This window comes from Lacinutrix sp. Hel_I_90 (genome assembly GCF_000934685.1).
Lineage (GTDB): Bacteria > Bacteroidota > Bacteroidia > Flavobacteriales > Flavobacteriaceae > Lacinutrix.
This window is the reverse complement of record NZ_JYNQ01000001.1, coordinates 634,692-651,455: the sequence shown is the minus strand read 5'-3', so window position 1 is coordinate 651,455 and position 16,764 is coordinate 634,692. Positions and strand designations below refer to the sequence as shown.

The 16,764-nt window shown below is 33.0% G+C and carries 17 protein-coding genes; 10 read left to right on the top strand and 7 right to left on the bottom strand.

The window, feature by feature from the left end; genetic code table 11:
- Window positions 1–50: 50 nt before the first annotated feature.
- The gene (locus GQ46_RS02825; protein WP_044398197.1) at window positions 51–392 is read left to right on the top strand and encodes a DUF2853 family protein; all 342 of its coding nucleotides are present in this window, start codon (window positions 51–53) and stop codon (window positions 390–392) included.
- Window positions 393–465: 73 nt separating this feature from the next.
- Window positions 466–1,296, top strand: a complete 831-nt coding sequence (locus GQ46_RS02820) for a S1 RNA-binding domain-containing protein (protein WP_044398195.1) — start codon at window positions 466–468, stop codon at window positions 1,294–1,296.
- 2 nt (window positions 1,297–1,298) lie between these two features.
- On the opposite strand, the gene GQ46_RS02815 is transcribed toward GQ46_RS02820, so the two are convergent.
- The 3 genes from GQ46_RS02815 to GQ46_RS17025 all read right to left on the bottom strand — a co-directional run bounded on the left by GQ46_RS02815 (window position 1,299) and on the right by GQ46_RS17025 (window position 2,993).
- Window positions 1,299–1,733: a hypothetical protein gene (locus tag GQ46_RS02815; protein ID WP_044398193.1), complete on the bottom strand. Its 435-nt coding sequence runs from the start codon at window positions 1,731–1,733 to the stop codon at window positions 1,299–1,301.
- Window positions 1,734–1,886: 153 nt separating this feature from the next.
- On the bottom strand, window positions 1,887–2,318 hold the full coding sequence (locus GQ46_RS02810) for a hypothetical protein (protein WP_156133080.1): 432 nt from the start codon (window positions 2,316–2,318) through the stop codon (window positions 1,887–1,889).
- 261 nt (window positions 2,319–2,579) lie between these two features.
- A complete protein-coding gene (locus GQ46_RS17025; RefSeq protein ID WP_052503382.1) occupies window positions 2,580–2,993 on the bottom strand; it encodes a hypothetical protein in 414 nt (137 codons plus the stop codon).
- Between the two features lie 367 nt (window positions 2,994–3,360).
- Between GQ46_RS17025 and GQ46_RS02800 the strand changes: the two genes are divergently transcribed.
- Window positions 3,361–4,200: a 1,4-dihydroxy-2-naphthoyl-CoA synthase gene (locus GQ46_RS02800; RefSeq protein WP_044398189.1), complete on the top strand. Its 840-nt coding sequence runs from the start codon at window positions 3,361–3,363 to the stop codon at window positions 4,198–4,200.
- A 7-nt stretch (window positions 4,201–4,207) separates the two neighbouring features.
- Window positions 4,208–5,113, top strand: coding sequence for a 1,4-dihydroxy-2-naphthoate octaprenyltransferase (gene menA / locus GQ46_RS02795; RefSeq protein WP_044398187.1), 906 nt, complete (start codon window positions 4,208–4,210; stop codon window positions 5,111–5,113).
- Here menA and GQ46_RS02790 read toward each other — a convergent pair.
- Entirely contained in the window at window positions 5,110–6,000 is an 891-nt protein-coding gene (locus GQ46_RS02790; protein WP_044398185.1) for a sterol desaturase family protein, read from the bottom strand. The two genes, menA and GQ46_RS02790, sit on opposite strands and share 4 nt — an antisense overlap.
- Before the next feature lie 59 nt (window positions 6,001–6,059).
- On the opposite strand from GQ46_RS02790, the gene GQ46_RS02785 reads away from it, so the two are divergent.
- The 6 genes from GQ46_RS02785 (at window position 6,060) to GQ46_RS02760 (ending at window position 13,984) form a co-directional block, all read left to right on the top strand.
- On the top strand, window positions 6,060–7,091 hold the full coding sequence (locus GQ46_RS02785; RefSeq protein ID WP_044398183.1) for an o-succinylbenzoate synthase: 1,032 nt from the start codon (window positions 6,060–6,062) through the stop codon (window positions 7,089–7,091).
- Between the two features lie 3 nt (window positions 7,092–7,094).
- On the top strand, window positions 7,095–8,039 hold the full coding sequence (locus GQ46_RS02780; protein ID WP_044398181.1) for a CPBP family intramembrane glutamic endopeptidase: 945 nt from the start codon (window positions 7,095–7,097) through the stop codon (window positions 8,037–8,039).
- Window positions 8,040–8,065: 26 nt separating this feature from the next.
- On the top strand, window positions 8,066–9,133 hold the full coding sequence (locus tag GQ46_RS02775) for an AMP-binding protein (RefSeq protein WP_044398178.1): 1,068 nt from the start codon (window positions 8,066–8,068) through the stop codon (window positions 9,131–9,133).
- A gap of 133 nt (window positions 9,134–9,266) precedes the next feature.
- Window positions 9,267–10,913 (top strand): TonB-dependent receptor plug domain-containing protein, encoded by a 1,647-nt coding sequence (locus tag GQ46_RS02770; protein ID WP_044398176.1) that lies wholly within the window; start codon window positions 9,267–9,269, stop codon window positions 10,911–10,913.
- Between the two features lie 164 nt (window positions 10,914–11,077).
- On the top strand, window positions 11,078–11,731 hold the full coding sequence (locus GQ46_RS02765; protein WP_044398174.1) for a hypothetical protein: 654 nt from the start codon (window positions 11,078–11,080) through the stop codon (window positions 11,729–11,731).
- 18 nt (window positions 11,732–11,749) lie between these two features.
- Window positions 11,750–13,984 (top strand): VWA domain-containing protein, encoded by a 2,235-nt coding sequence (locus GQ46_RS02760; RefSeq protein ID WP_044398172.1) that lies wholly within the window; start codon window positions 11,750–11,752, stop codon window positions 13,982–13,984.
- 46 nt (window positions 13,985–14,030) lie between these two features.
- On the opposite strand, the gene GQ46_RS02755 is transcribed toward GQ46_RS02760, so the two are convergent.
- From GQ46_RS02755 to GQ46_RS02745, 3 genes are all read right to left on the bottom strand, one after another.
- Window positions 14,031–14,453 carry a DoxX family protein gene (locus GQ46_RS02755; protein ID WP_044398170.1) on the bottom strand — a complete coding sequence of 141 codons (423 nt, stop codon included), beginning with the start codon at window positions 14,451–14,453 and terminating at the stop codon, window positions 14,031–14,033.
- Window positions 14,454–14,589: 136 nt separating this feature from the next.
- Window positions 14,590–15,855, bottom strand: a complete 1,266-nt coding sequence (locus GQ46_RS02750) for a nitrate/nitrite transporter (protein WP_044398168.1) — start codon at window positions 15,853–15,855, stop codon at window positions 14,590–14,592.
- Window positions 15,856–15,884: 29 nt separating this feature from the next.
- Window positions 15,885–16,673, bottom strand: coding sequence for a hypothetical protein (locus GQ46_RS02745; protein ID WP_156133079.1), 789 nt, complete (start codon window positions 16,671–16,673; stop codon window positions 15,885–15,887).
- Between the last annotated feature and the right edge of the window lie 91 nt (window positions 16,674–16,764).

Genomic DNA, 16,764 nt, shown 5'->3' with positions numbered 1-16,764 from the left:
AAAAAAGTGTATCTTTAAAATAGATTATTAATTAAAAAACTAAAAATACTATGAGTAAGAGAGACGAGCTTATTGCAAAATATGCGGCAGATTTAAGGGATAAATGTGCTATGAATCCTGAAATGGATTTGTTAACAAAAGTCACTATTGGCTGTGGACCATCTATTTACAATAAAGATTCGGCTACGGTTTCTGGTACTGACCAGTCTGAACTAAATACAGTAAAAAATAATTTCTTAATCAAAAAACTAGGATTAGAGGACAGTGCTGATTTAGATAAGGCTATAGACTCAGTAATTGAAAAATATGGGCGTTCAAATAAAAATAAATACAGAGCAGTAGTATATTATTTACTAACTAAGCACTTTAAAAAAGAATCTGTTTACAAATAAAATAGTTAATTCATATATAAAAGCGTTACAATATAAAGTTGTAACGTTTTTTTTATATAACTACCTTTGTGGCATGATACAAATAGGACAATTCAATACATTAGAAATTCTTAGAGATACTGAACCTGGATTATTTTTGGGTGACCCCGAAGGCAATGAAGTGTTATTACCCAATCGTTATGTACCAGAGTCTTTTGAAATAGGGGATACCCTAGAGGTTTTTATCTATTTGGATAATGACGAGCGTTTGGTGGCCGTCACAGATGAGCCTTATATTATGAATGGTGAGTTTGCCGTATTGCGTTGCAATGAAGTTTCAAATATTGGAGCGTTTTTAGATTGGGGAATGGTAAAAGAATTGCTTTGTCCGTTTAAAGAACAGGCTTTCCCAATGAAAAAAGGAGGGTGGTATTTAGTGCGTTGTTATTTGGATGAAAAGTCAGAACGACTCGTGGCCTCTAGTAAAACAAATCAGTTTTTAGACAATACAGAGCTCACCGTGACAGAATTTGAAGAGGTTGATATTGTGGTTTCGCATCCAAGTGATTTTGGAATGAATGTTATTGTAAATAATTTGCATTCTGGATTGATTTATAAGGATAATATTTTTCAAGAGTTGAGTATAGGCGATAAAATGAAAGCTATCGTTAAAAAGATTAGACCTGGTAACAAGCTAGATATTGCACTTGGGCAAATTGGTTATAGAAACATAGAACCTAATGCAGAGAAAATCATGCAAGAATTAGATAATAATTCTGGATTCTTACCGCTACATGATAAATCGTCGCCTGAAGCAATTAAGGAGAGTCTTGAAATGAGCAAAAAGAACTTTAAAAAGGCGATTGGCTCTTTGTATAAACAAAAGATGATAACAATTGAAAGTGATGGTATTAGAAAAAGCTAATTTTATTTTGCTAAAGCTTTTTCGCTATTAACTTTTAGATTACGCTTTTTAGCCCATTTAATAGCTTGCTTTAAATCTGTAAAGTGTTCAACCTTAGTATTAAGAAATAATTTTTCTAGGGTTGCATTAATCCAACTTCTCTCTGTATAACTTACAATTGCATACCCATTTAATGAATGTTCCTGCTTAAAAAATTTAAGCCAATCTGCTGGATTGACAGAATATTTATTGACCCGATTAGTGATGTAGCAAACAGAAATATCATTTCCATAATGCTTATAAGCAGCTTCAATAACATCTTTAGCCGCTTCCCAATTGTAAGAAACACCTTGATTTATTTCTGCAACGATAAAGTCTTTGAAAAAATAATAATAACCGTATTCAGAAAGGTGAATGTCTTGTACTTCCTCGTTTAAGTTAGCGTCTTTAATTCGCATTAAAAAAATAGGTTTGGTGGTTCAACCAAGATACATACTTTTTGTTATTAATTAATTTTTTTTCGATGAAAGGTCTAAATTAAACTAATAATGTAAAGGCTATTCAATAAGGAGAGTAAGGTGTTTTATAAAAGATGAAGGATAGGTTGCGCTTTAAGCAGAATCCCGTTTTTTTAAAAGCGTATATGACATCCAGGTTTTAGCAGTGTACACATCTGTAAAATTCTCATACTGAACTTTGCAAAAGCGTTTTTCAAGATTCGCATTCATTGTATTAAGTTGACTATGACTCACGACACTATAAAGTTTAAGATTTGGAAGATGACCAAGAAGTTTTCCTAATTCTAAAGGAGAAAAGGAATAGTCATTAATTCTATTTGAAATATATCCGAAACTTTCAGAATCTATATAGAATAATTTTATGGCTTCAAAAAGGGTTTTAGCCGAAACATAATTTAAATGAATGCCTTCGTTTATTTCAGCAACAACTATATCTTTGAAAAAATATAGGGTTCCTATTTCATTTTGAAAGACATCTGATATTTCAGGAACTAAATACGACTCTTTTAAGCTTATTTTTAACATAGTATTACTCATACCATAAATAAAGCTACTTAATTGCTTGAAAAACAATGCTCTGTAACGTTTGCATTGATGTGTGTAATAAGTGGAATAATAGTTTTAAATCTAAAAAAGAACCTAGATTTTTAAAATATCAATCTTTAAAAAACTAATTTTCGGGTATATTTAGTTAACGCAGGCTACCATAATTAAAATGGCTAGGATATAATAAAAAGGAGTTAACAGTTTTATCATATTACATTTAATGAGTAACCCTTACGCACGTTATTGTATCTCTAAAATTTTTTCGTTCACACTAATAAAACCATCATGTAAAGAGTCAGATTTCTCGTATGTAATCGGACAAAATAGCTTTTCAACACCCGCATTCATTTCATCAGCATGTTTATAAGTTATCGTCAAAAATTCCTTTAAATTTTCTAGCATGCCTACAAAAACAGGAAAGTCTAGTGGTTCAATTGAAAAAGAGTTTACTCTGTTAGAGATATAACCAAACGGCTTTTTATTACCGTAAAACTCTGAAATTGCAATTAAATAATCATTAGCCGTTTCTAAACACAAATGTTTTCCTTCATGAATCTCAGAAATAACAAGGTTTTCAAAGAAATACAAATCTCCCATTTCGAAATGCTGCGCTTCTATAATGCTTGACTTAAGATTACTTTCTATCGTTTTCATTTTGAGAGGGCGCTAATTAATTACGTTGCAAATTTAAGAAGTGTTAAGATCAATTATATTATAATTTTATAAACAAATTACCGATTAAAAGTAAATGCGATCGACTAACCGATGTTAAAATTAATGAAACGTCTATTTTTATACTGTTTTTCTATTCCAATAGTTTTAAAATAAGGCTAATTTTAGTAATAAGCAAGACATTTTAATACGAGCTAATTTCCTTAAAATCATGTGGTTTTAAAACTCTTGTTTTTTTCACAAGACTTCTATCCGTCAGACTTAATTTTTATTAAGTTAAAAAATCATGAGATAATATAGAATGGATACAGCCAATTTGCTTATTTTTAACGCTGATTAATACATTTATATGAGTGAGATTAAATGGGTGAAAGCCAAAGACTACGAAGACATAACGTACAATAAGTGTAATGGCGTGGCTAGAATAGCATTTAACAGACCTAATGTTAGAAATGCTTTTAGACCAAAGACGACCAAAGAATTATATGATGCTTTTTACGATGCTCAAGAAGATACAACTATTGGCGCTGTTTTATTATCTGCTGAAGGCCCATCAACAAAAGACGGTGTCTATTCTTTTTGCTCTGGTGGCGATCAAAAAGCCAGAGGACATCAAGGGTATGTTGGAGACGATGGCTATCATAGACTAAATATTTTAGAGGTACAACGCTTAATTAGGTTTATGCCTAAAGCAGTTATTGCTGTTGTTCCGGGCTGGGCAGTTGGTGGCGGACATAGTTTACATGTTGTTTGTGACTTAACACTAGCGAGTAAAGAACATGCCATTTTTAAACAAACAGACGCAGATGTGACGAGTTTTGACGGTGGTTATGGTTCTGCTTATTTAGCAAAAATGGTAGGTCAGAAAAGAGCACGTGAGATTTTTTTCTTAGGAAGAAATTACTCTGCGCAAGAGGCTTATGAAATGGGTATGGTAAATGCGGTTATTCCTCACGACGACTTAGAAAGCACAGCCTATGAGTGGGCTCAGGAAATACTCGCTAAATCACCAACGTCAATAAGAATGTTGAAATTTGCAATGAATCTAACCGATGATGGTATGGTAGGACAACAAGTCTTTGCTGGTGAGGCAACGCGATTGGCTTATATGACAGATGAGGCGAAAGAAGGTCGTGATGCGTTTTTAGAAAAACGTAAACCGAATTTTCCAAAACAGTGGATTCCTTAATAGTGCCATGAATAAAAACGTTTCGAATTGGTTATCTGCAATACGCTTAAGAACCTTACCACTATCTATTTCAGGAATCATTATCGCCGCTTGTTTAGCCGAATATAATGGTGTTTTTAATTGGTTAATATTTGTGCTAGCCATAGCTGCAACTATAAGCTATCAAATATTATCAAACCTAGCTAATGATCTAGGTGATGCAGAAAAAGGAACAGATAACGAAGATAGAATAGGGCCTATGCGAGCCATACAGAGTGGCAATATCTCGCATAAAGAAATGTTGGATGCTATAAAAATTAATATTCTAATATGTATTGGTTTAACGATTGCACTTATACTTTCTGCTTTTGGATCTAAACACCTCTCTTTAGCCTTAGCCTTCTTTTTTATTGCTTTTTTATGTGTGATTGCAGCTTTAAAATATACCATGGGGAGTAATGCCTATGGCTACAAAGCCCATGGTGATTTTTACGTTTTTATTTTTTTTGGATTAGTAAGCGTTATAGGTTGTTATGTACTGTTTGCAAAGCAAGTTGATCATGTGGTGGTATTACCAGCCATAACCATTGGTTTATTAAGTACAGCAGTTCTTAACCTCAATAATATGAGGGATATTGAAGGGGATACTAAAGCAAATAAAATTACAATAGCTGTTAAATTAGGAAGGGCTAAAGCTAAAATATATCACTATTTTCTAGTGATTGCCGCAATAATTTGTTCTTTGCTTTTTGGTATGCTGTATTATGTGTCACCATATAACCTGTTATTTTTTATCGCTTATATTCCCTTAGTACTGCATTTAAAACGCGTCAAAGAGATTAAAAATTTAAAGGATTTTGATCCTGAATTAAAAAAATTAGCGCTATCAACAGTATTGTTAGCGCTATTATTAGGTATCGGACATATCCTTTAGGATTTGTTTTTAAGCCATTCATTTTTAAGGTCTTCAGACAGTTTACCTGTGCCGTCATGTTTCCAGCCTGGTGGTTTTATTAAGTATAGCATTCTGCTAGAGAGAGACTGTTTTCTAGAAAGAACGTCTTTGAACATGCTAAACCATTCGTAAAAAGCAATTTTAAAGAGGTTATAAGTTTTTATGTTTACGACTAAACCATAAACGACTTTTTCATTTTCTAATTCTTGTTGGAATGTTCTAAATAACTTATCCCAGATAATAAAAATGCCAGCATGATTTCTGTCTAAGTATATCGGGTTGCTGCCGTGATGTACGCGATGATGAGAGGGTGTATTCATAATAGCTTCAAACCATTTTGGCATCTTGTTTATGGTTTCTGTATGAATCCAAAATTGATAAATAAGACTTATAGACATTTGAAGTATAATCATGCCAGGATGAAATCCTAAAAAAGGTAACCATAACCAAAAGATAAAGGTGTAGAACCCACCAGACCAAGTTTGACGTAAAGCGGTACTTAAATTATAGCTTTCTGAGGAGTGGTGAACCACATGAGACGCCCAAAATAATCTGCATTCATGAGATATGCGGTGAAACCAATAATAACTAAAATCATCTAAAAAGAGAAGTAAAACAAAACTCCACCAAGTTATAGGAATAGTAAAAATTCTAAAATTAGTATAAATATAAAAAAAGGCAATTAATACGATTGTTTTCGTTAGAAAACCTAATAATACGTTGCCAATACCCATAGAAATTGAAGTAAAAGCATCTTTTGTTTTATACGTTTTTTGTTTACGCTTATACAACACGTAAATCTCTAAAACTATTGACGCCACAAAAAAGGGAATGGCGTATAAAATAATATTTGGTAACTCTTGCATTTTGGATATAAATTGAATCACAAATTACAAAATAAATTAAGTATTTTTGATAAAAATTTATGAAAGCCTACTATCACAAATATATTCTAGAATTTAAAAAGCCAAGCGGTACGTCTCGAGGCATTTTAAAAACAAAAGAAACGTGGTTTATTGTGCTAAATTTTGAAGGGAAAAGCGGCATAGGTGAGTGCGGTATTCTTAGAGGATTATCTATAGACGACAGACCCGATTACGAAAAACAACTGGCATATACATGTGAAAATATAGATAATGGATTAGTCTTCTTACTAGCTAAAAACATTGAATTTCCTAGCATACAAATAGGTCTTGAAATGGCTTTTAAGTCTTTAGAAGCTAAAGACGATTTTGTTTTATTCCCTTCTGAATTTACAACGGGAAATGATTTTATTCCTATTAATGGACTGATTTGGATGGGCACTGAAACCTACATGAAACAGCAGATTAAGGAAAAAATTGAAGCTGGTTTTAGATGCATAAAACTAAAAATAGGAGCTATAGATTTTGAAACAGAACTGAATTTACTAAAGGGCATTCGGAAGGAATTTAGTGAAAAAGATGTTGAATTACGGGTCGATGCCAATGGTGCTTTTAGCGCAGATAGTGCTTTAGAGAAGTTAAAGCGTTTAGCAGATTTTCAATTGCATTCTATTGAGCAGCCAATACATTCAAAACAACACGAAGCAATGGCTAAGTTATGTGATGCTACCCCTTTACCTATCGCTTTGGATGAAGAATTAATTGGTGTTTTTGCAGCCCATGAAAAGCAACAATTATTAGAGACCATAAAACCACAGTACATTATTTTAAAACCAAGCTTTATTGGTGGTTTTCACGGTAGTGATTGTTGGATAGACATTGCCGAAAAACAAAATATAAATTGGTGGATTACAAGTGCTTTAGAAAGTAATGTTGGCTTAAATGCAATAGCCCAATACACCTATTTAAAACAAAATAAAATGCCGCAAGGTCTGGGTACTGGTAGTTTATTTACCAATAATTTTGACTCACCTTTAGAAGTAAAAAATGGTGCGCTACAATACACTAAACAAAAATGGAATTTTAACTTATAAACTATGAATTACATACAACAGGCATTCAACTATAAACATGATTTTTGGCGTTATTTAGTGGGCTCTTTATTAGTGTTTATTGCTTCAGCTATCGGGCAAATCCCATTTACTATAGCTGTGTTTTATAAAGCATTTAAGGAAGGTAAAGAGTTAACGGCCCTGAATCCAAATGACATAATGGGAGTATTAGAGCCTAATTTAAACCTCTTCTTATTGCTTATTTCTTTTGCTTTTGGTTTGGCGGGCCTGTTTATCATTGTAAAAACGCTTCATAAGCAAACGATAGTCTCATTAACCACAGCTAGAACTAAAATTGATTGGAAACGCATTTGGTTTGCCTTCTTTTTTTGGGGGATTATTTCTTCAGGCTTGGTATTAGTAGACTATTTTTTGAACCCTGCAGGTTACGAATATAATTTTGAATTCAATAGATTTATCATTTTAGCTGTTATTGCTATTCTTTTAATACCTATACAAACCAGTTTAGAAGAATATATTTTTAGAGGGTATTTAATGCAAGGGTTTGGTATGCTTGCAAAGAATAGATGGTTTCCATTAATTCTAACCTCGCTTATTTTTGGAATGCTCCATATTGCAAATCCAGAAGTAGAAAAGCTAGGCTATTCAATAATGATCTACTACATAGGAACAGGCCTATTTCTAGGGGTTATTACACTTATGGATGAAGGCATGGAGTTAGCTCTAGGGTTTCATGCCGCAAACAACTTGTTTACGGCACTCTTAGTCACAGCAAACTGGACTGCGTTTCAAACCCATTCTATATTAAAAGATACGGCAGAACCTTCTTTAGAGTTTATTGATTTGGTTTTACCCGTATTTATTATTTTTCCATTATTACTTTTAATCTTTGGAAAAGTTTACAAATGGACCAACTGGAAAGATAAATTATTTGGGAAAATTGAAGACCCTGCAAGTAAAACGTATTAAACTGAAGATTATAAAATATTAGATTAGTGATACCAGCATTTAATAAAGTTCATAATAGATTTAAACTCAACGGAACTCATTTTAGTTTTGAACAACTAAAGGAAGTGGCTTACAGTTATGTTAAAGAAGGCCAGGATTTTGAACAACACATTGGTCAATTTTTATTGGACTGGCAAGACAACAATTCTGTTATACAGATTAAAACTTCTGGTTCAACGGGCACGCCAAAAACTATAGAAATGCCCAAACAAGCCATGGTCAATAGCGCGATTGCTACCGGTGATTATTTCAAATTACAACCAGGCGATACGGCTTTACTTTGTTTGCCAGCGCATTATATTGCTGGAAAAATGATGCTCGTTAGAGCCATGATCTTGGGTTTGGAAATAGACGCTATAGAACCAAAATCTAAATTAATCATAGATTTAGAAAAACAGTATGATTTTGCTGCCATGGTGCCACTACAACTAGAGCAAACGATAGAGCAGATTTATAATATTAAACAAATTATTATTGGTGGCGCAAAAGTTTCAAATGATTTACTACTTAAAACACAAAAACTTAAAACTAAGGTTTACGAAACTTATGGTATGACAGAAACCGTATCACATGTAGCAGTTAAACAAATCAATCATTTAGAAAAGAGAGAGGTCCCTTTGTTTAAAACCTTAGCTACTATTTCAATAAAACAGGATAAAAGAAATTGCCTGATTGTTGAAGCACCTCAGCTTACAAAAGAAAAAATAATAACCAATGATATTGTCAAATTACATTCAGGTACCACTTTTGAATGGCTTGGTAGAATTGATACTATTATTAATTCAGGAGGCGTTAAAGTACATCCAGAGCAAATAGAAAGTCAGTTAGCTTCTAAAATTAAGTCTCGGTTTTTTATTGCTTCAGAAACAGATAAAATACTGGGAGAACGTATTGTTCTTATAGTTGAAGGTGAGGAAGGCAGTGTTGATGCTTCAGTATTTACTCCATTAAGTAAGCATGAGCGACCGAAAGAAATTTACTATATAAAACCATTTTTTGAAACGGAATCAGGGAAGATTCAACGTAAAAAAACATTAGAACGACTTAAAAAGTAGTATTGAGGCATTAAAAATAGCTTTTACTCACCCAAACGACTCTTTTACTCAACGAAAGTCTACTTTCACTCATTTTTCGTACTTTTATAAGGAAGCGCTTTATACTTTTATGGGAACTTAAAAATCAAAAATTATGAAAACTATTTTACAATTATTACTTATTTCCAGCTTCACATTAAGCGGCTTGGCACAAAACCATGTATCTCAAGAAAAAGAGAGTATTTCGGGCATTGTAGTAGACGAGGATGGTAATCCCTTTCCAAATGTAAGTGTCGTGGTAAACGGTGAGGAGAATGGAACGGAAACAGGACCATTTGGGAATTATTCAATCAGCGCCAGTGTTGGGGAAACACTGGTATTTTCATTTAATGGTTACCAAAGTAGTACGGCTAAAATTTTAAGTGTTGAGCCCATAAACATAAACATGCAACGCGCTGCACCAAAAGAAGGAGAAGTGGTGTCTCTTGCCATGGGGCTAAATAAGAAAAAAGACAGAATTGGTTATGGTTATAAGGAAGTAAATAGCGAACTCATTACTCAAGCTAATAACCCAAGTGCATTACAAAGTTTAGATGGAAAGGTGAGTGGTGTAGATGTTATCTCATCAAATAATGGCGGAGCATCAAGTATACGATTTAGAGGTTCTCGTTCATTAAAAGGTAATAGTGACGCGCTAATTGTCATAGACGGAACTATTTCTAGTTATTCTTTTTTAGAGTCGTTAGATCCTAATTTAATTGAATCTATGACGGTTTTAAAAGGAGCAAGTGGTGCTGCTTTATACGGTAGTCAAGGTAGTAATGGTGTGGTGGTTGTAAAGACTAAAAAAGGGACGACAAGTGTTAAACAAACAAAAGCAATTTCAAAGCCTAAGCCACTGTATTATAAAGAAAAATTAAAAGTAGATATTAAAACTGTTAAACCAGATTACATAGAAGCACTATCTAATTCAAATTCAAATGATGCGGCTTTCACGATCTATGCTAAGCAAAGAGAAAACTATAAAAATAATGCCTCGTACTATATAGATGTTTATAATTATTTTAAAGCCCGCAAAGGAGAGGAGTACACAAGAAAAATTTTAGACGATGTAATAAAATTCGAAATGAATAATTTTGAAATGCTTAAAGGATTAGCATTTCAATTAGAGGCGAATAAAGAGTATAATTTAGCAAGTTCACTATACAAACGTTTAGTACTTTTAGAGCCAGAGGTAGCACAGTCTTATTTAGATTTAGCTAGTATTTATGAAAAAGTAGATAAACCACAAAAAGCTTTTGATATTTTAAATAGCCTTTTAATCTTAACTAAAAATGCGGACGATCTAAATGCTATTGTAAAGCATAATATCAATGGGTTAACACAAGCACAGCCAACAGTAAACACAGAAGAAATGGAGAGCTTCAATAGCATTAATACGACTTATGATTTAAGAGTTGTAGCTAGCTGGAATAGAGAGAATACTAATGTAAATCTACAAGTTGTAGAGCCATCTAGAGAGTTTGCTTCTAACGAAAATAGACAAACACAAACGGGAGGAGAATTAAAGGCTTCCTTTAATAGTTATGGGCCAGAGGAATATACTATTCGCAATGCAAAACCTGGAGACTATTTTGTTAGACTAATTTATAATGGTGATCATCACACCGAAGATGTTGACACTTATGTAAAGCTAAATATATATAAGAATTATGGTAAGAAAAATCAAAAAGAAGAGATTAAAATAATAAAGCTAGAGACCTCAAATGGAGAGGAAACAGTTGCTAACATTAAAATATAATTAAATAACACCTATTTATTTATAAAGGAACGCGAAAGCGTTCCTTTTCTTTTATATAGAAATAAAAGAAGCGTTTACTCACTTATAGGTACTGTTTACTCATTCTGTGTTTTTTAACATAGGCTTTGGTTATAGATTTACTCCAAACTTAAAAACCAAAGATTATGAAAACAGTTATCACACTTTTTGTAGCACTGTTAAGTTTAACAGTAATTCAAGCTCAAAACAACACCTTAGACACACAATCTGTAAGATTAGACGATCTTATTTCTTTTATAGCTAATTATTTCCCAGCAACTAATTCCAAATCAGCCAAAGCACATGGTGTTGAAGCTAAAGTATTTAATAGAAAAATTACTTTTCTTGTTGAAACGACAAAAAAGAACTTTTCAACTGAAGATAAAATCATTCTGCAGCAAGCCTTTAAATTTCTGACAAAACGATTAAGTAAATCGGATTTGGTTACAATAGTCGTTTACTCTGGGCAAAACGGATTGCTATTGGACAAAGCATCTGGTAAGAATATTAAGAAAATACTTCACGCTATTAGTAATGTTAGAAATAACATGACTCAAAAACAGAACGATGGTATCGCATTGGCTTACCAAATGGCACAAGATAAACTTGATAATCAATCACTAAATACTTTGGTAATGGTTAGAAACCCTAACGCGTCTTCATTTGATAAAATAGAGACAACCAATACTGAATCAGAATTGGTAAACACAGCAACAACAAAAAAAAGTAAAGGAAATAATGTTTTGCTATTAACTGCGATAGCTGTATTACCAGAACTCATCTCAATAATAAAAGACTAACATTTTAAATTAATCATTATGAAAAACGTATTAAAAATAATTATTGCACTATTTGCAACACTACAAATACAGGCGCAACAAATGACACTATCAGGAATTATTTCTGATGAATCAGGATTACCGTTACCAGGTGTGAATGTTGTCATTGAAGGATCAACTAAAGGAGCGCAGACCAATTTTGATGGTGAATATGAGATCATGGTGTATAAAGGTGATACAGTTGTGTTTAGTTATGTGGGCTACATTAAAGAAAAAAAAATAATCACCAACTTATCTACGCTTAGTTTTTCTATGAAATTAGATAAGGAAGCCATCGATGAAGTGGTCATTACAGCACTAGGAACTAAGAGAAAAAAAGATGAAGTGACCACTGCATATCAAACTGTAAAAGTAAGTGACAATTCGGCTTTAAAGAGGCGTAGAGGTAGTCCTAATTCTCGTAAACACCAAAAGGTGAGCAGGGTTAAAACAAAAGAATTAAAAAAAGCAAATTACCCGTCTGTTGTAAATTCTTTATCAGGCAAAGTGTCTGGTTTAACAATTTCTAATAGTCACAATGGTGTAAATGCAGGTACTAGAATCGTATTAAGAGGAAACCGCGCTTTATCTGGCACAAACCAAGCTTTAATTATAGTTGACGGAAAAATTTCGACTACAAAAGTATTAAACAAAATAAAACCTAATGAGATACAAACTATTAATGTGTTGAAGGGTGCTAGTGGAAGTGCGTTATATGGTTCTCAAGCTCATCAGGGTGTTATTGTGATACAAACAAAAACAGGTAATTATAAATTACCCAAGGAAGTTGAAGCCGCAATTAATAAACACAAAGCTCACAATATAAATAGTATGGAGACTAGTCAAGAGGTATACGTAGAAATCATAGAAAATGATTTTGAAAGGACTAAAAATTCTCCACTTTCAACTTTTTCTATCGATGTAGATAGAGCCTCTTACAGTAATATTAGACGCATGATTAATAATGGGCAAAGCATATCTCCAGACGCCGTAAAAATTGAAGAGATGGTTAATTATTTCGATTATAACTATCCACAACCAAAAGACGCGCATCCATTTTCTATTCATACAGAATTGGCAGTAACCCCATGGAATGCACAAACAAAAATTGTTAAGATTGGTTTACAAGGAAAAACGTTTGAAAACAAAGCGCTTCCAGCTTCTAATCTCACCTTTTTAATCGATGTTTCGGGTTCAATGAGTGCTCAAAATAAATTACCATTATTAAAAGCAGCTTTTAAATTATTAGTGAACCAACTTAGAGAACAAGATAAAGTGTCTATAGTTGTTTATGCCGGTGCAGCGGGTGTGGTTTTAGAACCTACATCTGGAGCTGAAAAAGAAAAAATTTTAAATGCCTTAGACAATTTACAATCTGGAGGATCCACGGCCGGTGGGGCAGGTATTAAACTAGCTTATAACTTAGCGGAAGAAAATTATAAATCTAAAGGAAACAATCGCGTAATCCTTGCTACAGATGGCGATTTTAATGTAGGTGCCTCTAGCGATAAGAGTATGAAGAAACTCATAGAAGAAAAACGTAAATCTGGCGTGTTTTTATCTGTTTTAGGTTTTGGTTATGGTAATTACCAAGATTCGAAATTAGAGATTTTGGCAGATCAAGGGAATGGGAATCACGCCTATATTGATACCATGCAAGAGGCACAAAAAGTTTTTGGCAAAGAATTTGGCGGAACACTTTATACAATTGCAAAAGATGTAAAAATTCAAGTAGAGTTTAACCCAAGAAAAGTTCAAGCCTATAGACTCATTGGTTATGAAAATAGACTTTTAGATGATGAAGACTTTATCGATGATACTAAAGATGCTGGCGAACTAGGCAGTGGCCACAAAGTAACAGCGCTATATGAAGTAATTCCTGTTGGAGTTGAGAGTGCCTATCTAAAGGATAACCCCGATTTAAAATATTTAAAAAGCGCTTTAACTAGAGGTTATGCAGATGAATTACTAACTGTTAAATTCAGATACAAAAAGCCAGAGGGAAAGCAAAGTATAGAAATGGTGCATGTTCAAAAAGATATCATGCAAGACATTTCTGAAGATTTGAAATTTGCCTCTGCTGTAGCATTATTTGGAATGCAACTAAGGCAATCGAGCTACCATAATAACACCACCATTGAAGACGTAAAACTATTAGCAGAAAGTGGAAGAGGCGCTGATAAATTTGGTTACAGGGCAGAATTTATTAGACTTATTTCTTCTATAAGTAACTAAATAATGATAACAAGGAGCAGAGATGTTCCTTGTTGCTCATAGTATTCTATTGCTGCATTTTAAGATAATAGTCGGCCGAGTGCTTGCCAGAACCATAAACTAAAAACCACAGGCAAACGACGAGGACTGCAATGGCTAGTATTAAATTGCTGCTATTCATTTCTCCAGTAAAGTTAATAATGACCGCACCAATTAAAATAGGGAGTTGAGCGATGATTACCCATCGGGTTAACAGTCCAAAAACTAAGAGAATACCTCCAATAAAATGTGCTGGAATAATGTAGTGCAATAAGAGCATGCCGCCAGGAATATTTTGTATCGGTTCAAAAAGCGCATTTAAGGTGCTAATATTTTGCATAAAGTGTAATCCCTTTATAAATAAAAAGAGACCTAAAGCAATGCGTACTATATCTATTGAAAAATGAGTATGCGCATTTGCCCACTTATTAAGTGATTTAATTGTTCCCATAATTTTAAATGTGTTGATTATCAGTGATTAAGGTACAAAAATAAATTGAGAGTTTTTAATTTGTGAAATCCTTAAATTTAATTTTTTACAATATGATAGGTGTTCTAATGAGAAGAGAAACTAATATCTAATTTATTCAACCTTGTTTAGTTTGCTTGTAAAAAGCAACTGACGCTAGTAAACCTACGAAGCAAAAGCCAGCCATAATCCCAAAAGCTATCTGATGTCCTGTTTCGCCAGTGTAAGTATCTAAAAAGTAACCATATACAAGACCCGCAAAAATATCGGGTGTATATCCCACTACAGAAATAAAGCCAACGGCAGTGCCTGTTATCGCTATAGGGATTTTTCCTTCTTCTAGAGTGGCAAAGTATAACACTCTTGCTGAATAAACCCCTAGAGCCATCGACCCAATGGATAAAACAAAAAATAAGGTCTGGCTATCATCAATAATTCCTGAGGCAAAAATAAGAGCTGTGATGGTCATTAATAAAAAACCAATGATAATCCATAGTGAAGCCTTTGTACGGTCTGCGAGTAATCCAATTGTGACACCAATAACCGGTCGCATATATAACAGATAAGTGCCTATTTTAGCAGATTCAATCTTATTGTATAGCATCACATCCTCAGCATACTGACTAAAAAGATCTGTCATTTTATAGGCATAATAGGCACATAAAATAATTAGCATCAGTAGCCAAACCGTTCTAAACTTTATGACTATTTTGAAGTTTTCTAATGTAAATACTTTAACTCTTTTAGTACTGCCCTGTTCAACCTCATGAAATCTTAAAAAGAAAAATACGAAAAGTGCAATCACAACAACCGCAAAAGAGAGGTATATAATAACCTGTTTAAATGCTTCCCGACGCTCTGCAATAGAGGTAAGTTCGATATCTTTAGTTATGAACAAGGAAAAAATCAAAACACCAATAGATCCAAAAATGGCAGCTACGAGTCCGCGACCTCCATCTAAGAAACCGAAAGCAATGCCTTGTTTATTGGTGCCTCCCCAAATTCTGGTTGCTTTTATCATCGCAGCCCAAAACAAAAAAATGGTTGTAAACCCCCAAAAACCATAAAGTAAGTGAAGATTAAAAAGTGTTGGATAGCTGGCTAAATAAAACCCGCCTAGAGCAGTTAGTGCTAATGCGACAGACATTAATAGGTGTGGTTTAAAGCGGTCGGCAAGAGGGCCTCCAAACAGATACGAAAAAAGCGCAACAGTACCATAAACCGAGAAACAGCTTCCTAATTCTGTTTGACTTAAAGTAAATGATTCTAAAAATGTAGATCTAAAAATGCGTTGTAAAACAAAAGGAAGTATAAAAACAGCCTCACCAGCTAAAATCAGTAAGATGATAATATAAACTGGTGATGAGGTTTTTGTCTTAGTCATTACACCTGTAAAATACCATACTAATAATCTTAATCATTAGTATGGAAAAAATTTATACGACTATTATTCTTTTTTAATTGTTCTTTCGCTTTTTCATGTTGATTTTCAAAAGTTTCAAGATCTGTACCTTTACAAATACCATAGGAATAATGGTATTTTAGTAATTCAAGATCTAATGGAGTTAACTGTTTGTTAGCAGAATGACAATTTGCAAAATAACTATTACAGCTAAAGTCATTTCTTAATTTAAAATGACCTAGGCTTTGTAAAACAAATTCTTTTAATTTGTTTATTCTCATCGCTTCATTAAAATATATTTTAGAATCTAATTTAATAGTATTCCTGTAAATCTGATTTTTGTTATTCCAATACATATAATAATCAGAATTTTTATTGTCAACCATTCTGGGTTCATATTCAAAATCACCAAAATAGTAAATAATAAAATTTGAATTTTCTACTTTTTTAACAACATTTATATCTAAAGAGTCTATTGGTTTTGTTATTGTTTTAGCAAAAGAAAGTAGCTTTTTTTTTGTTTTTCTTGATACACTTTTTGAAAAGAAAATACGAATATCGTCTTTCCAATATTTCATTGAAGTTTTTCTGTCAATACTGTCAGTTTTGTGATTGAAGGCTACTTTTTTGTAAAAGTATAAGAAGGTTGAATCTTTATATTCGTAAGGTATGCTCACGCCTTTTGGGCGTATGAAATTTTCTATTAGAACCAGAGTATCATTATCCCTGTAAAAAAATGAAGTAGAATCTTTAGCAGTTAAGGGTTTTTTGTATTTTAGTTTATAAGCCTTAATTGGCATATACATTCTTTTTATCGTATCAGTTTTAAAATTTTGTCCAATAAGGTTAAAGCTAATTAGAAGGCATATAATAAAATATAAGTACTTAAAC

What these genes read in the sequence shown, in the direction of transcription:
- GQ46_RS02825 (WP_044398197.1), top strand. Translation starts at nt 51, where the DNA reads ATGAGTAAGAGAGACGAGCTTATTGCAAAATATGCGGCAGATTTAAGG.
- GQ46_RS02820 (WP_044398195.1), top strand. Translation starts at nt 466, where the DNA reads ATGATACAAATAGGACAATTCAATACATTAGAAATTCTTAGAGATACT.
- GQ46_RS02815 (WP_044398193.1), bottom strand. Translation starts at nt 1,733, where the DNA reads ATGCGAATTAAAGACGCTAACTTAAACGAGGAAGTACAAGACATTCAC.
- GQ46_RS02810 (WP_156133080.1), bottom strand. Translation starts at nt 2,318, where the DNA reads ATGTTAAAAATAAGCTTAAAAGAGTCGTATTTAGTTCCTGAAATATCA.
- GQ46_RS17025 (WP_052503382.1), bottom strand. Translation starts at nt 2,993, where the DNA reads ATGAAAACGATAGAAAGTAATCTTAAGTCAAGCATTATAGAAGCGCAG.
- GQ46_RS02800 (WP_044398189.1), top strand. Translation starts at nt 3,361, where the DNA reads ATGAGTGAGATTAAATGGGTGAAAGCCAAAGACTACGAAGACATAACG.
- menA (WP_044398187.1), top strand. Translation starts at nt 4,208, where the DNA reads ATGAATAAAAACGTTTCGAATTGGTTATCTGCAATACGCTTAAGAACC.
- GQ46_RS02790 (WP_044398185.1), bottom strand. Translation starts at nt 6,000, where the DNA reads ATGCAAGAGTTACCAAATATTATTTTATACGCCATTCCCTTTTTTGTG.
- GQ46_RS02785 (WP_044398183.1), top strand. Translation starts at nt 6,060, where the DNA reads ATGAAAGCCTACTATCACAAATATATTCTAGAATTTAAAAAGCCAAGC.
- GQ46_RS02780 (WP_044398181.1), top strand. Translation starts at nt 7,095, where the DNA reads ATGAATTACATACAACAGGCATTCAACTATAAACATGATTTTTGGCGT.
- GQ46_RS02770 (WP_044398176.1), top strand. Translation starts at nt 9,267, where the DNA reads ATGAAAACTATTTTACAATTATTACTTATTTCCAGCTTCACATTAAGC.
- GQ46_RS02765 (WP_044398174.1), top strand. Translation starts at nt 11,078, where the DNA reads ATGAAAACAGTTATCACACTTTTTGTAGCACTGTTAAGTTTAACAGTA.
- GQ46_RS02760 (WP_044398172.1), top strand. Translation starts at nt 11,750, where the DNA reads ATGAAAAACGTATTAAAAATAATTATTGCACTATTTGCAACACTACAA.
- GQ46_RS02755 (WP_044398170.1), bottom strand. Translation starts at nt 14,453, where the DNA reads ATGGGAACAATTAAATCACTTAATAAGTGGGCAAATGCGCATACTCAT.
- GQ46_RS02750 (WP_044398168.1), bottom strand. Translation starts at nt 15,855, where the DNA reads ATGACTAAGACAAAAACCTCATCACCAGTTTATATTATCATCTTACTG.
- GQ46_RS02745 (WP_156133079.1), bottom strand. Translation starts at nt 16,673, where the DNA reads ATGCCAATTAAGGCTTATAAACTAAAATACAAAAAACCCTTAACTGCT.